Here is a 15,083-nt window from a genome sequence, read left to right on the forward strand (position 1 = left end):
CCAAAATATACCTTTGTTACACATATGAATAAAATGTAAGCACTATGACAATTACAGTTGAAAAATGATAAATTCCGACAAAACTTAGCAATTTTATAAAATTTTCTTTACATTATGATTACAACGATAGACACCCCTCTTCTTATGATATATAACATTCATAGGGAAAGGAGTCAGACAACAATGAAAAAGAAATTTGCAGCGTTTAGTGTTTTAGCAGCAGGAACGATTTTTGCTTCCCCGTTACTTTCACCTGCATACGCTGAAACGAATCAAGATAAATTATCTAACATTCAATCTGAATTAGAAGGCAAACAAAGTGACTTACAAAATAAATCAGTCGAGAAAGAACAAATAGAAAAAGAAATTCAAGAATTACAGAAGAAAATCGATGAATTAACTACTTCTATTAATAAAAACGAGACTGAATTAAATGATACAAAAAAAGAAATTAGCAAAACACAACAAGTAATTACTGACAAAAAGAAACATATAGAACAATTACAAACAAACATAGATACACGTCAGGAAGTTATTAAACAACGGTTACAATCTATGCAAGAAAAACCGCGTACCAATATCATTACAGAAGTATTAACAAACTCTACAAACATTGCTGATCTTGTTGATAATATGTACTCCGTAAGTTTAATATTAAACAACGATACAGATATTGTAAAAAAACAAACATCTGATCAAAATGCTGTAACGTCAGAAAAAGAGGCTGTTGAGAAAAAAGAACAACAACTGAAAGAATCTGAGCAAAAACTAGAACAAAAACAGCAAGAATTACAAAATAACCAACAACAGCAACAAACTCTTATTAACGATCTACATACGAAAGTAGCAAAAGTAGATTCAGAGATTGAAGGATTAGAAGAATCCAAAGGCATTTTAGAAAATCAACGTCAAGCTGTTCAAAAAGCAATTGAAGAAGAAAAACGTGCCGAAGAAGCTCGTAAAGCGGAAGAAGCTCGCCAGGCAGAAGAGGCTCGCAAACAACAAGCTACTAAATCTGCTCAAGCAACTCAAGCGGCCCCAACACCACATGATACAAATATCGGTGGCTTTATCAAACCAGCAGCTGGATCAAAAACTTCCGGATTTGGTGTACGTTCTTTAGATAACCATAAAGGAATTGACATCGCTGCTTCAGGAACGGTTCCAATTATCGCCGCTGCAGATGGCGTTGTTATTCGTTCAGAATTATCATCTAGTTACGGAAACGTAGTGTATTTATCTCACCGTATAAACGGAAAAACATATACGACAGTATATGCTCATATGAATAGCCGTTCTGTATCGAATGGACAAACTGTAAAACAAGGCGATCAGCTTGGATTTATGGGGAACACGGGCCAATCATACGGACAACATTTACACTTCGAACTTCATCTTGGAGAATGGAATGTCGGCAAGACAAACGCAGTTGACCCATCTCCTTATATCGGATTATAAAAAACCTCGGTGCCTACCGAGGTTTTTTATTTACACTTCACACAATATAGGCATTCTACATAGACTATAACTAAATGCCTATAGTTTACGGGGTGATCAATATGAATACGCAATTACAACAAAAAATAGAAGAAGCTAGAGAGACGTATATTGGCCGGATATTTACATTTGGCGGCTCAGTATTATTTTTAATCGGTTCATTCCTTGCAGTCACTACAGCCTATAAAGCATATAATCGTTTATTACACTCATCAACATCCACATAAAAAAAGACGGGAGATCCCCGCCTTTTTTTATGCAAACATTTTAAATACACCTATCGCATTTAAAAATACAATTATTACAGTTACCGGAATAACATAACGAAGTAAGAAGAACCAAATGTTAAATAACGTTTTCCCCTTCGTTTCCGTCACTTCTAATTCTTTCATCAATAACTCTTTACTCATTTTATTTGGTACAAATAATGAAATAGCTAGTACTCCTAACGGCAGCAATACGTTACTGACCGAAAAGTCGACTAAATCAAAGAATGTTTTCCCAAATATTTTCACGTCACTCATAATCCCAAATGATAACGCCGATGGAATACCGACTGCAAAAATAAGAATACCGATTAATAATGATGCTGATGGACGCTTCTTCTCATTACCTTTCGCAACAGATGCTACTACAATTTCAAGCATTGAAATTGCTGATGTTAAAGTCGCAAAGAAGAATAAAATTAAAAACATAATAAAGAAAAATTGACCAAATGGTATTTTTGCAAATACTGCTGGAAGGACGATAAACAGTAGTCCTGGTCCTTCAGTCGGTTTAACTCCCAACGCAAAAATCGCTGGGAAAATTGCTAATCCTGCAAGTACTGTAACAAAAACCGTTAAACTTACAATAGATGTTGCTGATTTCGCTAAATGTTCCTCTTTCTTTAAATACGAACTATACGTTACCATTACCGAGGCACCTACAGTTAGCGAGAAGAAAGATTGTCCCATCGCATATAAAATCGTATCTGCTGTAAGCTTTGAAAAATCTGGCTTTAAGAAGAACTCTACTCCAGCAAAAGCACCATCGAGTGTTAGCGCACGAACAATAATCGCAATAAATAAAATAAATAATAGCGGCATCATGTACTTACTTGCCTTTTCTATACCTTTCTCTACACCTTTACTTACAACAAAAATCGTACAAAGCATAAAGATAAATTGTGCTCCAATCGCGCTTAATGGATTTGAAATCGTTTCACCGAACAATTGTCCATAATCAGCTGCTCCATTCCAGAAACTTCCTGTCACACTATAATATAAATAAAGTAAAATCCATCCACCTACAACACTATAAAAAGATAGTACACTAAAACAAGTAACAACTCCCATACGACCAATCCAAGGATATAATTTGCTATTTGGCACTAGTACTTTATAAGCTGTAACCGCCTCTTTTTGCGTGCTACGTCCAATAACAAACTCCGCTATTAGAAGAGGCATACCTATAAATAAAGTTAATAGTAAAAATACAAGGAAGAATGCGCCTCCCCCGCCATTACCTGCAACATATGGAAATTTCCATATCGCACCAAGACCTACTGCGGCTCCGGCTGCTGCGAGTACAAAGCCTATTTTCGACGTCCATTGCTGTGTTTCTTTCATCATAAATTCTCCTTTTCTGAATATTTAAACTTTTGTTAATTATACACTTTCATTTCATACTCGCACACCTCCTTTAGAAAATAAAAAAGTCCCCTACACGCAAATATGCATGTAGAGGACGATATATGTAATATAAATACCGTGGTACCACCTCAATTGGATTGATAAATCCCACTTGTTCAAGTACAGGAATAATTCCGATACTCTATCCTTTTAACGGCGGAACCCGGGTTGCCTACTACAATGTTCAACATACCTCTCGCAAGCCCATTCTGTATATTTTATCGTACCGGGCTCCCACCTAACCCCAGCTCTCTGAACGCATCAAATATACGTACTCTTCTTGCTCATCGATTTTATCTATTGAAGTTACTTGTGATTATAAATTATATTTTTATATTTGTAAAGCTCACTTTATCTTTTATTATTTTAAAACCTTTTCCTCTAATTCTCGTAAAAAACTTTCTCTTTTCCCCTCGTTTTGCACATATACTGATTTCAACACTTCTTGGAGCAATATATTTCGCTCTCTCTTTTCTAACTGTAAATCTTTTAACTTCACCCTTACTTCATATAAAAAATCTAAATACGATTCATATGTCTCATCATATTTATTTGCAATCTCATCTCGAATTTTTTTTGCGAGCTTAGGGCTCGCTCCCCCAGTAGAAACTGCTATATTAAGTAAACCACGATGAATCGCTGCCGGAAAATGAACATTACCACTTTCCGGATTTGTAATAACATTTACTAATTGATTCTCGGCGGCATCTTCAGCAACTTGTTCATTTAATATTGAATCACTACTCGCTGCAACAACTAAAAAAGCACTTTTAATATCACTTTTCTCATATTCTCTTTGATACCAACGAATTTTCTTTTCTTCCACAAGTTTTACTAAATTCGCATCTAATTCTGGACTTATCACAACTATATCCGCACCCTGTTTGAGTAAAGGAATAATTTTAAATCCTGCAACTTTTCCCCCACCAATAACAACAACGCGTTTCTCATTAACTCGCACTGTAAGTGGATACATACTGATCTCCTTTCAATAACTCCGTCGTTTTCTGAATTAACATATCTTGAAACGCTTCATTCTTCCCTAAATATGGACTGATTTTTATCTCTCCCAATTCATATTGGCGCACTTCTTTCTCAATATGTTTCATAAGTAAACCTGTAAATAACAAGTAAGGCAGTACAACGATGTTCTTTTCTTTTTGTTCTACAACTTCCTTTAATTTCTCCTCAAATTTTGGCTCTGCAGCCGCTAAATAACAAACTTCTACTTTTTTAACCTTCTCTTTTGTTTGAAATAAAGAAGCAATCCAGTTTATATCTCTTAATACTTCAGGATCACTGCTCCCTCTTGCAACAAGAAGTAACGTCACTTCATTTTTATCTTCCTGTTCGATGCCACTTCCGCTATACACCGATTTAACAAGTGTTTCTGATACACCAAACGGATTACCATAGGTCACTTTAACATCCGAAAATTGATTGGTTAATTTTTCTAATTCAAAAGGGATATCTTTTTTTACATGCCCTGCCGCTAATAAAAAAACAGGGATAGCAATAATCTCAGTGGCCCCACGCTTCACACATGTACGAAAACCATCTTCAATAGAAGGATTCGCTAACTCTAAAAAACAAACTTCTTGAATAGTCGCTTCTATACGGCTCATACACGATGTAATAAATTGAATCGCCTCTTCTTTCGCTGTCTTCAAACGACTTCCATGACATATATATAAGACGGCTTTCATTTTACAACACTCCACTTACTTGATAAGCATTTTCTGTCTGCTTCTCAAACCAATGAATTTTTTCTCTAAAACGGACAACCTCTCCAATTACAATCATACTCGGATTTTGAATTTGCTCTTTTTTCGCAACATCTACAATTGTCCCTAACGTTCCAACAACTGTGCGTTGCATAGACGTCGTCCCCTGCTCAATAATAGCAGCTGGCGTACTTTTATCTTTTCCATGCTTCATAAGTTGCTCACATATGTAGGGCAAATTACTAACCCCCATATATACCGCTAAAGTCTCTACACCTTTCGCTAAACTCTCCCATTTCACTTCTTCTTCAGCACCTTCTTTCCTATGCCCAGTCACAATAGCAAAACTTGCACTTGCATCACGGTGCGTCACTGGAATGCCCGCATAAGCAGGAGCAGCTATTCCAGCTGAAATACCAGGAATGATTTCAAATGGTACACCTTGCTTTGCTAATGCTTCAGCTTCTTCTCCCCCTCTACCAAACACAAATGGATCGCCGCCCTTAAGCCTCGTTACAACTTTTCCTTTTTTCGCATACTTAATAAGAAACGTGTTAATTGTCTCTTGCTTCATCGTGTGATAATTCGGGAGTTTTCCGCAATAAATTAAATCCGCGTCAGGCTTTGCGTGTGAAAGCAGCTCTTTATTCACAAGTCGGTCGTATAAAATAACATCTGCCTTCTCAATACATTTCAACCCTTTAACAGTAATTAAATCTGGATCGCCAGGACCCGCTCCAACAATATAAACCTTTCCCATCATCTCTCCTCATTTCTTCTATTAAAATGAAACTTCCATTCGTATATAAGAATGGAAGTTTTTATTTTTTCGTATTACTGATCTCTACTCATGGATAACAAATGCCGCACCTTTTCGAATCTTCTTTTTTTCAAACAAAGAAATCTCTTTTACCTCTGGCAACGGTAAAAAATGCTTTTCAAGCTCAATCTCCGCAAGCTTAAATGCCTGTTCTTCACTTTGAGCAACAACAACAATCGGAACAATACTATTTACTAAAACAGCTTCAAATCGATATAAATCCATATCGTCCCTCCTAAGACGCTATGACTTCTTCTAACACGTTATTTAACGCTATTTGTAATGTATCTACACCAACACGACCTACAAAATCATAAAATGTCTCGGCTGGTAATTTATTCTCTTTGAAATAACTTATAAATGATGCAAGTACATCAGGTAGATCCTCGCCATCTATTTTTCCTTTTAACTTTTGATTGTAGGCACCGCCATCTAATAATGTTCCACCTACGTATATTTCAAACGCTTCAACAATGCCTTTTTCCTTCGTTTTCATTTTCACACCTTGTAACCCAATGTCAGCAATTTGACGTTGACCACATGAATTCGGGCAGCCTACCATATGAATTCGAACTGGAACATCGAGTGCAATTTGTGTATCTAAGTATTCTGCAATTTTCCGTAATCTTTCTTTCGTTTCTACTAGTGCAAGATTACAATATTCAATACCGGTACATGAAACCGCATGACCAATAAATGATTTCGGGCTAGCAGATATCGCTTCAAACAGCGGTTCACTAAGTAATCCTTTTACATTTTCCGGAGGAACGTTCGGAATAATGAAGTTTTGCGAGTTACATGTACGAATTTGTCCATTTCCATATTGCTTTGCGATTCTTGCAATCTCAAACATTTCTTCTGCATGTAAACGACCTACCGGTACATTAAAACCTACATATTTTAATCCCTCTTGTTTTTGGTCTTGAACACCATAAAAATAGCCTGCATTCCATCCTTTGAGTGCACTTTCCCCTTTACTTTGTAAAGGCCCTGTATACTCTATTAGTTTCTCTTTAAATTTCTCTGCTCCCCAGTCCGCAACAAGAAATTTCAACCGAGCTAAATGACGTTTTTCACGATATCCAAAATCACGGAATATAGTAGCAATCGCAATCGCCACCGCCTTCACTTCTTCTGGTAAAACGAATACATCTAATTCATCAGCTAAATACGGACGGGCTGATAATCCTCCACCTACTTTTATATGAAAACCAACTTTTTTCTCACCATCTATTTCTTTCGTAGCAGGTGTAAATGCAACACAGTTAATCTCTGCGTTTGCTGAGTTATAAATATTAGAACTAATAGACATTTTAAATTTACGTGGTAAATTAGAAAACTCTTCATTATGCTGGAAGTAATCGTATACTTCTTTTACAATATGCGTTGTATCAAATAATTCATTTGCATCAATGCCAGCAAGCGGATTACCTGTAATATTCCGCGTTATATCACCACACGCTCCAGCTGAAGACAATCCAACTCTTGCTAATCTTTTAAAAATATCTGGAATTTGCTGAATTTCTAACCAGTGAAACTGAATCGCCTGTCTCGTCGTAATATCTATTACATCACGTCCATAATCTTCAGCGATAGAAGCAAGTACTTCTGCCTGTGCATTTGTAATAATCCCTGACGGAATATTTACCCGCATCATAAAATAACCAGCTTCTTTTGGACGTTGTAAATACAATCCTGCCCATTTAAAGGCATCCCACTCTTCTTTAGGAATAGATTCGAAACCATTTTCCGCATAGTAAGGAATATCATTAAAAATTTCTAAGCCATCTTTTTCTAATTTATTTTTCTCGGTCTGATTTAATTTTTCATTGTTAGCCCATACTTTTTCATAACTCATTGTTTATCCCCCTATATAAAACTACGCTCTTGTAAGTACTTCACGATTTGTTCTGCACATTCTTCAATAGAATATTTGTGCGTTTCTACAATTAATTCCGCTTGCTCTGGCTCTTCATAAGGCGAATCAATACCTGTGAAATCCTTAATGTCACCTTTCCTTGCCTTTTTATAAAGTCCTTTCGGATCACGTTTCTCACACTCTTCAATCGGACACTTCACAAAAATTTCAATAAATTCATCTGCCGCTAATAAATCTCGTACTTGTTTGCGGTCTACTCGAAATGGTGAAATAAATGCTGTAAGGACAACTGCTCCTTGATCTACAAATAACTTTGCCACTTCGCCAATACGTCTTATATTTTCCATGCGATCACTTTCAGAAAATCCTAAGTCTTTATTTAAACCGTGGCGAATGTTATCCCCATCCAGCACATAATTTCCAATATTCTTTTCAAACAGTTTACGAGCGACCGCATTCGCTACTGTAGATTTACCCGAAGCTGATAAACCAGTAAACCAAATTACAAAACTATGATGTCCATTCTTCACTCTTCTCTCATCTTTTGAAACCGAAGCTGTATGCCAAGTAATATTCGTATCCATCTCGTTCTCTCCCTATTCTGTTACTACTTCTTTTTTCAAGCCTTTAATTAGCACTTCCACTACTTCTTTACGACTAAATGTACTTGGCGGAATCTCACCGTTTCTTAATAATTCTCTTACTTTCGTACCCGATAAAATAACATGATCTTCTTTTCCGTGCGGACATGTTTTCGTTGAAGCCATCGCTTCACATTTCGTGCAGTAAAAACTATGTTCAAAGAATAGTGGTGTAATTCCTAACTCTTCCACTGTAAAGTTCGTAAAAATTTCTTGCGCTTCGTATGTTCCGTAATAATCTCCTACTCCAGCATGATCACGCCCTACTATAAAGTGGGTACATCCAAAATTCTTTCTTACTAACGCATGAAATATCGCTTCCCTTGGTCCTGCGTAACGCATGGCAGCAGGAAATACACTTAAAAAGACACGATTTTTCGGATAATAGTTTTGAAGGAGTACTTCATAGCTTTCCATTCTTACATCAGCAGGAATATCATCCGATTTCGTTTCTCCAACGAGCGGATTTAAAAAGAGACCATCTACAATTTCAAGAGCAGACTTTTGGATATACTCATGGGCACGATGTACCGGGTTTCTCGTTTGAAACCCGACCACTGTTTTCCACCCACGTTTTTTAAATTCTTCCCTCGTTTCAATTGGGTCTAAATGATAAGAAGGAAATTGATTATTTTCAAAGCGTTTTGTTAGAATAATAGTTCCTCCAACGTAAACGTTTGGTCGTTCATATAATTTTTCCACTCCTGGATGAGCCTCATCCGTTGTTTTATATACAAGTAACGCTTCTTTTTCTTTATCTGGTACAAAAATATCTTCTATTTGAATGACACCATATATATTTCCATTGTTGACAAGCTTTACTTCCTCTCCAACTTTCAGGCTTTCTGCGACTTTTTCTGTTACAGGTAATGTAATTGGTATACTCCACACACTACCATTTGCTAAACGAAGCGTTTCTACAACTGAATCATAATCTTCCTTCCCTAAAAAACCAGTAAGGGGGCTATATCCACCTGTCGCCAATAGTTCTAAATCACTTAACGCAATATTGTCTAACTTAATTTCTTTTTCAATTTGTGATACGTCATATGCCTCATCTATACGGTTTACTAATTCGTTTACTATGCTCATTTTTCTATATCCTCTCTTAGCTTTATTTCAAGATTCATCTTATTGGTAATGAAGACCACATTCAGTTTTCACTTTTCCAGCCCATCTACCATCTCTTGAATCGCCACCATTCCCAACAGGTAACGTACATTTCTCACACCCAATACTTGGATAACCAATATCATGCAACGGGTTATACGGCAAGCTATGTTTGTATACATATCGCCAAACTTCTTTCCACGTCCAATGAATGAGTGGACAAACTTTAATAGATTGAAAACGATGATCTTGATTTATAAACTTTGTATGCTTACGTGTTTCTGATTGTTCCCTTCTTAAGCCTGATATCCATGCTTTTTCCACGACTAATGATTTTTCTAAAGGTAAAATTTTTCTAATCTTACAACAAAGATTCGGATTGCTCTCCCACAGTTTTTCACCATGCAACTTCGCCTGTTCATCAAGTGTAAGTTCTGGCTGTTTTTCTATAATATTCAATGAAGGAAATCTTTCCCGCACTTTCCGAATTAATTCATACGTTTCTTGAAAATGAACATTTGTATCCAAAAATACGACTTTAGCATATGGATTTACTTGGTTTATAAGGTGCAGCAATACCATACCTTCCACCCCAAAGCTACATGCGTAGACAATTTCATCTTTATACTCTCCATAAGCCCACTTTAATACTGATAGCGCGCCTTTTGTTTCGTCTTCTTCCGAGAATGAAACAACATTTTCTTCCCACGTTTCATACGTCAACATGTTTTTTCCCCCTGTAAAAGCAAAAAGACGGTTTTAACCTAATGAAAATAGGTTAAAACCGCCTCTAGTTTTTCTAGTCAGCGCTTTTCACTTTAAACGTACTTTTTCACTTTTCTCTAACTGAATTACTTTTCCATCTTGCACAACAATTGTAATTGAACCATATTTCATATCAGCAAGCATCGCTTCAATCTTCTCGGATACTTCATCAAAATGTTCCCGTACACTCACGCGAACAGCCCCCCCTTTTTATTCATAAAAAAAATCTTTCCCATTTCGAAAAGACTGTTCGGTAATATATTTTACCTTATCTTTCAAAATGGATCCCATTTTGCTGGATTTAGCACCTTGCTTTCTATAAGCAGGTTGCCGAGCTTCTTCGGGCCAGTTCCCTCCGCTTCTCTTGATAAGCTTTGTATTTGTATTTTATCACAATTCTGATTTTTTTCAATCCTAGTTTTCCGATATATTTTAATTATTTTATTTTATAAAAAAGGAATTGCCCATACGAACAACTCCTTTTCCTATTTAGACAAGTTCTTTAATACGTATGCGATCGTTCCCAATAATATTTTCATATGTTTCGCGTTCCACAACTACTTGCGATGTTCCGCCTTTTGCAAAGACAACGGCTGGTCTTCGAATCCGATTGTAATTATTCGCCATCGAGTACCCGTATGCTCCTGTACAGGAAACTGCTAGTAAATCAGAAGCAACGACTTTCGGTAAATGAATATCCCAAATCAACATGTCTCCACTCTCACAGCATTTCCCGGCAATCGAAACGAGTTCCTCATTCTCATCATTCCCTCGATTCGCTAACATCGCTTCATAACGCGCGCTATATAAAGCTGGTCTTAAATTATCTGTCATTCCACCATCGACTGATACATATTTCCGAATACCAGGAATATCTTTCACAGATCCAACTGTATAAAGTGTTGTCCCAGCATCACCTACAATGCTACGGCCTGGTTCAACCCATATTTCTGGAAATGGATATTCACATACAGTAAATTGTTCTCTCACTGCACTTGTTACAGCTCGCACATATGTCTCAAGAGTTAATGGTGTATCTGACTCTGTGTAACGTATTCCAAATCCTCCGCCTACATTTAACACTTTTACTACATAGTTTGTTTGCTCTCTCACTTCTACTAAAAATTGGCGAAGAACTTCAATCGCTCGAACAAAACCAGCTGTTTCAAATATTTGCGATCCAATATGTGAATGGATCCCTAGCACATTATAATTTGATTTTTGTAAAGCAAATCCAATTGCCTGCATTGCTTGACCGTTTGAAACGCCAAATCCAAATTTCGAATCATCTTGACCTGTCGTAATATATTCATGTGTGTGCGCCTCTACTCCAGGCGTTACACGAATTAATATGTTCACAAATTTCCCATGTTGCATCGCTAAATCGTGTAAAACTTCTAATTCAAAGAAGTTATCTACGACAAAACAACCGATATTCGCCTGAAGAGCCATCACTATTTCTTCTTCTGTTTTATTATTTCCATGAAAATGAATACGTGATGCCGGAAATCCTGCTTGGAGCGCAGTATATAATTCTCCCCCAGAGACAACGTCTAATGACATATTCTCTTCACGAGCTACTCGGCACATCTCCATGCACAAGAACGCCTTGCTTGCATATGCTACTTGATAAGAGAAACCACTTTCTTTAAAAGCACGATGAAATGCTCGGCATTTTCCTCGAATAGACTCTTCATCGTATACATAAAGTGGTGTTCCGTATTGCTTTGCTAGCTGCGTCGTATCGCACCCTCCAATTTCTAAGTGTCCTTGCCCATTAATTCGGCTTGTGCCGTGTAAATACATTTAAATTCCTCCCTTATTTCCTCTAAAACTCATAACCCCAATCTTCTATTCATTGCAGCACGCTTTTAGATAGACAAAAAACGCGCGGAACAATGTTCACACGCGTTTCTTATTAGGAAAAATATATATTGAAAAAATAAACGAGTTGTTATCTCCTCAAAATAAGAAACCGCATCAACATCTCCAAATAGCTCTCCATAAAATAAATCTTATGACAGTACTACATTTATTCAATGCAGTCCCAATATATGAATAAGATGGTTATTCTTATATTTCGGCAATAGTCCCTTTCAACCTATGATCACAGATTCCATTAAATCTCCCATAGCTTACTCTTTCCTATCGCGGCCTCTACCTTTGAGAGTAGATGAGGTAAGTCTATTTAATTTTCAAACATCTAATTGTTGCTATTAACAATACCAAAGGACCATTTTATTTGTCAAACAATTTTTTATATTGTTTTTTTACAGTTTAGTTTTGTATCGTTTGGTAAGCGCTTTACTGAAATCTTTGTCACTTCCCATTCGCCTTCTTCGTTATTAAATGTAATCGTTACCTTCTCAAATGGTGGAGCAATTTTCCCAGCAACACGTTCATACTTTGTCACTTCAATACTTGCTTGAAATAAATATGTACCGCTATACACTTTTTTTAAACTAATAATTTTAGGACATTGATAAGGTTTCAAACTTCCATATTGTTTTTCAATTGCTTTATTTATTTTTGGAAATAAAACAGAATAAAGTGCATCTTCCATAAGAGGTGCATCATATTGGGCTACTGACACACTCGGTGAAGTAAAAAGTATAACACTACTGCATGCTATAAAATATAATAATTTTCGCATTATAACCTCCGTATTATCACGCGATTCTTTCTGCGTACGATAATTATCATACATAGAAATTCTGTTTTATTGTCTCCCATCACTCTTTTTCTACTCGATTATTATAAAAAAGCCCACAACCTTCTTTTATTTTCGTATAATGATACTCATAGTATAATAATCATAATAACAAAGGACTGTTCGTATATATAAAATGAGTCGTTAAGCAAACTGACTCTCAAGAACTGTCATGCTTTTTAGGAGAGGAGTATATTATGCTACAACATCTGTTTCCAAAACTGCGATTTGCACTCGTTGCAGTCGTTTTACTATGGATTAAAACATATATTGTGTACAAGCTAGCATTTGATATTAAAATTGATAATTTCTTTGAAGAATTCATGCTTTTTATCAATCCACTAGCTGCGTTACTTTTATTTTTCGGCTTAGCTTTACTTGCATCTAAGCACCGAAACCGAATTATAATTGGAATCAGTTTTATACTGTCATTTATTTTATTTGGAAACGCAATGTTTTATGGGTTCTATAACGATTTCGTTACTTTCCCGGTTTTATTCCAAACAAACAATATGGCTGATTTAGGGACAAGTATAAAAGAACTCTTTACGTACAAAACATTACTTTTATTTGCAGATGCAATTATTTTAATGTTTATTTCGCGTAAATTCCCATCATTTGGCGATAAAACACCACTTTCCCGCTCAGAGAAGCGAACTTTCTTTAGCGGTGTAACAGCTTTATTAGCACTACAAATTGTTGTATCAGTTATTTATAAACCACAAATGTTCTCACGCTCATTTGACCGTCAAACTGTCGTGAAGAATTTAGGTTTATACACATATCATCTATTTGATATTACGCTTCAATCCAAGTCTTCAGCTGAGCGTGTATTTGCAAGTGGGGATGGGTTTTCTGAAATTAAAAACTATACAGACTCAAAAGACAAACAAGTTGATAAAAACTTATTTGGAGCTGCAAAAGGTAAAAATGTAATTTTAATTTCAATGGAATCTACACAAAGCTTTGTTATTAATAAAAAAATAAATGGAAAAGAAATTACACCATTTTTAAATGAATTTATTAAGGATAGTTTCTATTTCGATAACTTCTATCATCAAACTGGACAAGGTAAAACTTCTGATGCTGAATTTATCGTTGAAAACTCACTTTATCCGCTAGATCGTGGTTCTGTATTCTTTACTCATGCGACAAATGAATACACAGCGACACCAGAACAATTAAAGAAATACGGATATTCTTCTGCCGTCTTCCATTCAAATGATAAAGCGTTTTGGAATCGGGATGTAATGTATCCTGCGCTTGGATATGATCGTTACTTTAATTTAAATGATTACGCAGGAACGGAGCAAATGTCTGTCGGTTGGGGATTAAAAGATAAAGAGTTCTTTGAACAATCTATTCCAAAGTTAAAATCTTTACCGCAACCGTTCTATACAAAATTTATTACATTAACAAATCATTTTCCATTTCTTCTAAATCCGGAAGATCAATATGTTGATGAATTCAACTCGGAAAGTGGTGTTGTAAACCGCTACTTCCCAACTGTTCGTTACACAGATGAAGCTCTTAAATTATTTATTAAACAATTAAAAGAAGAAGGATTGTATGATAATTCCGTTATTGTCATCTATGGTGATCATTACGGTATTTCCGAAAACCATAACGCAGCTATGGCACAGTTCCTAGGAAAAGATACTATTACACCATTCGATTCTATGCAATTACAACGAGTCCCTCTTATTATTCATGTGCCTGGCCAAGAAGGAAAAGTTGTTTCTAAAGTATCCGGTCAAATTGATATTAAGCCAACGCTCCTTCATTTACTTGGTATTAAAACAAATAAATCCGTTGAATTTGGAACTGACTTATTTATTAAAGAAAAAGACCCGCTTATGGTAATGCGTGATGGTAGCTTTGTTTCTGAAGAGTATGTTTATACAAAAAATATGTGCTACAAAAGAAGTACGGGTGAAGAAGCTGACATGACGCTATGTCAGCCGTATATTGAAAAAGCAAAAACAGAATTAAAACTCTCCGATAAATTAATTTATGGAGATTTATTACGCTTCGATCCTAATAATCGATATAAAACTGGAACGATGACAACGAAATTTGAATAGTAAAGGAAGCAACTTTATACAAGTTGCTTCCTCTTTTTATTTTCACTTAATTTTCAAACCATCCTTCTATGAAATCTTTCACAAATTGGTAATTTCTTTCGTATGAGGAATAAATTTATGGTATGATAAAATAAGTAAACTTTCATACACTAATTAAGAATTTATTACAGAAAGCAAGGG

At 35.9% G+C, this 15,083-nt stretch carries 15 protein-coding genes, 2 riboswitches and 1 other annotated feature; of the genes, 3 read left to right on the plus strand and 12 right to left on the minus strand.

Annotation, left to right across the window (positions count from 1 at the left end):
* Window positions 1-183: 183 nt before the first annotated feature.
* A complete protein-coding gene (locus AU379_RS16525; protein WP_000726071.1) occupies window positions 184-1,458 on the plus strand; it encodes a M23 family metallopeptidase in 1,275 nt (424 codons plus the stop codon).
* A 101-nt stretch (window positions 1,459-1,559) separates the two neighbouring features.
* Window positions 1,560-1,724 carry a hypothetical protein gene (locus tag AU379_RS30610; RefSeq protein WP_001096002.1) on the plus strand — a complete coding sequence of 55 codons (165 nt, stop codon included), beginning with the start codon at window positions 1,560-1,562 and terminating at the stop codon, window positions 1,722-1,724.
* A 27-nt stretch (window positions 1,725-1,751) separates the two neighbouring features.
* Here AU379_RS30610 and AU379_RS16530 read toward each other — a convergent pair whose 3' ends face one another.
* The 12 genes from AU379_RS16530 to AU379_RS16585 all read right to left on the minus strand — a co-directional run bounded on the left by AU379_RS16530 (window position 1,752) and on the right by AU379_RS16585 (window position 12,762).
* Window positions 1,752-3,107 carry a sodium-dependent transporter gene (locus AU379_RS16530; RefSeq protein ID WP_000665430.1) on the minus strand — a complete coding sequence of 452 codons (1,356 nt, stop codon included), beginning with the start codon at window positions 3,105-3,107 and terminating at the stop codon, window positions 1,752-1,754.
* Between the two features lie 111 nt (window positions 3,108-3,218).
* Window positions 3,219-3,467 (minus strand) — a binding site (T-box leader).
* A gap of 64 nt (window positions 3,468-3,531) precedes the next feature.
* Window positions 3,532-4,146, minus strand: a complete 615-nt coding sequence (locus tag AU379_RS16535) for an NAD(P)-binding protein (RefSeq protein ID WP_000283363.1) — start codon at window positions 4,144-4,146, stop codon at window positions 3,532-3,534.
* Window positions 4,121-4,876 (minus strand): sirohydrochlorin chelatase, encoded by a 756-nt coding sequence (locus AU379_RS16540; RefSeq protein WP_000648885.1) that lies wholly within the window; start codon window positions 4,874-4,876, stop codon window positions 4,121-4,123. Before AU379_RS16540 ends, AU379_RS16535 begins: the two co-directional genes overlap by 26 nt.
* A 1-nt stretch (window position 4,877) precedes the next feature.
* The gene (gene cobA, locus AU379_RS16545; RefSeq protein WP_000521255.1) at window positions 4,878-5,654 is read right to left on the minus strand and encodes a uroporphyrinogen-III C-methyltransferase; all 777 of its coding nucleotides are present in this window, start codon (window positions 5,652-5,654) and stop codon (window positions 4,878-4,880) included.
* Window positions 5,655-5,738: 84 nt separating this feature from the next.
* A complete protein-coding gene (locus AU379_RS16550) occupies window positions 5,739-5,939 on the minus strand; it encodes a DUF3906 family protein (protein ID WP_000366913.1) in 201 nt (66 codons plus the stop codon).
* Window positions 5,940-5,949: 10 nt separating this feature from the next.
* A complete protein-coding gene (locus AU379_RS16555; RefSeq protein ID WP_000119611.1) occupies window positions 5,950-7,572 on the minus strand; it encodes a ferredoxin--nitrite reductase in 1,623 nt (540 codons plus the stop codon).
* Between the two features lie 11 nt (window positions 7,573-7,583).
* Entirely contained in the window at window positions 7,584-8,177 is a 594-nt protein-coding gene (cysC, locus tag AU379_RS16560; RefSeq protein ID WP_000380499.1) for an adenylyl-sulfate kinase, read from the minus strand.
* 12 nt (window positions 8,178-8,189) lie between these two features.
* Window positions 8,190-9,326: a sulfate adenylyltransferase gene (gene sat / locus AU379_RS16565; protein ID WP_044584250.1), complete on the minus strand. Its 1,137-nt coding sequence runs from the start codon at window positions 9,324-9,326 to the stop codon at window positions 8,190-8,192.
* A gap of 39 nt (window positions 9,327-9,365) precedes the next feature.
* On the minus strand, window positions 9,366-10,070 hold the full coding sequence (locus AU379_RS16570) for a phosphoadenylyl-sulfate reductase (RefSeq protein WP_061139495.1): 705 nt from the start codon (window positions 10,068-10,070) through the stop codon (window positions 9,366-9,368).
* Window positions 10,071-10,157: 87 nt separating this feature from the next.
* Window positions 10,158-10,301, minus strand: a complete 144-nt coding sequence (locus AU379_RS16575; RefSeq protein ID WP_000116158.1) for a YezD family protein — start codon at window positions 10,299-10,301, stop codon at window positions 10,158-10,160.
* 73 nt (window positions 10,302-10,374) lie between these two features.
* Window positions 10,375-10,483: riboswitch (SAM riboswitch) on the minus strand.
* Between the two features lie 115 nt (window positions 10,484-10,598).
* Window positions 10,599-11,915 (minus strand): diaminopimelate decarboxylase, encoded by a 1,317-nt coding sequence (gene lysA, locus AU379_RS16580; RefSeq protein ID WP_061139496.1) that lies wholly within the window; start codon window positions 11,913-11,915, stop codon window positions 10,599-10,601.
* A gap of 180 nt (window positions 11,916-12,095) precedes the next feature.
* A riboswitch (Lysine riboswitch) is annotated at window positions 12,096-12,277 on the minus strand.
* Between the two features lie 89 nt (window positions 12,278-12,366).
* Window positions 12,367-12,762, minus strand: a complete 396-nt coding sequence (locus tag AU379_RS16585; RefSeq protein WP_001228823.1) for a DUF3888 domain-containing protein — start codon at window positions 12,760-12,762, stop codon at window positions 12,367-12,369.
* 254 nt (window positions 12,763-13,016) lie between these two features.
* On the opposite strand from AU379_RS16585, the gene AU379_RS16590 reads away from it, so the two are divergent.
* Window positions 13,017-14,903, plus strand: coding sequence for an LTA synthase family protein (locus tag AU379_RS16590; RefSeq protein WP_061139497.1), 1,887 nt, complete (start codon window positions 13,017-13,019; stop codon window positions 14,901-14,903).
* Window positions 14,904-15,083: the final 180 nt, after the last annotated feature.

Origin of the sequence: Bacillus sp. JH7 (genome assembly GCF_001563515.1) — a bacterium.
Lineage (GTDB): Bacteria > Bacillota > Bacilli > Bacillales > Bacillaceae_G > Bacillus_A > Bacillus_A cereus.

Bases quoted from the DNA above. Each gene is read 5' to 3' on its own strand.
- AU379_RS16530 (WP_000665430.1), bottom strand. From the start codon at position 3,107: ATGAAAGAAACACAGCAATGGACGTCGAAAATAGGCTTTGTACTCGCA.
- AU379_RS16550 (WP_000366913.1), bottom strand. From the start codon at position 5,939: ATGGATTTATATCGATTTGAAGCTGTTTTAGTAAATAGTATTGTTCCG.
- AU379_RS16570 (WP_061139495.1), bottom strand. From the start codon at position 10,070: ATGTTGACGTATGAAACGTGGGAAGAAAATGTTGTTTCATTCTCGGAA.
- AU379_RS16585 (WP_001228823.1), bottom strand. From the start codon at position 12,762: ATGCGAAAATTATTATATTTTATAGCATGCAGTAGTGTTATACTTTTT.
- AU379_RS30610 (WP_001096002.1), top strand. From the start codon at position 1,560: ATGAATACGCAATTACAACAAAAAATAGAAGAAGCTAGAGAGACGTAT.
- sat (WP_044584250.1), bottom strand. From the start codon at position 9,326: ATGAGCATAGTAAACGAATTAGTAAACCGTATAGATGAGGCATATGAC.
- AU379_RS16555 (WP_000119611.1), bottom strand. From the start codon at position 7,572: ATGAGTTATGAAAAAGTATGGGCTAACAATGAAAAATTAAATCAGACC.
- lysA (WP_061139496.1), bottom strand. From the start codon at position 11,915: ATGTATTTACACGGCACAAGCCGAATTAATGGGCAAGGACACTTAGAA.
- AU379_RS16590 (WP_061139497.1), top strand. From the start codon at position 13,017: ATGCTACAACATCTGTTTCCAAAACTGCGATTTGCACTCGTTGCAGTC.
- cobA (WP_000521255.1), bottom strand. From the start codon at position 5,654: ATGGGAAAGGTTTATATTGTTGGAGCGGGTCCTGGCGATCCAGATTTA.
- AU379_RS16540 (WP_000648885.1), bottom strand. From the start codon at position 4,876: ATGAAAGCCGTCTTATATATATGTCATGGAAGTCGTTTGAAGACAGCG.
- AU379_RS16535 (WP_000283363.1), bottom strand. From the start codon at position 4,146: ATGTATCCACTTACAGTGCGAGTTAATGAGAAACGCGTTGTTGTTATT.
- AU379_RS16525 (WP_000726071.1), top strand. From the start codon at position 184: ATGAAAAAGAAATTTGCAGCGTTTAGTGTTTTAGCAGCAGGAACGATT.
- cysC (WP_000380499.1), bottom strand. From the start codon at position 8,177: ATGGATACGAATATTACTTGGCATACAGCTTCGGTTTCAAAAGATGAG.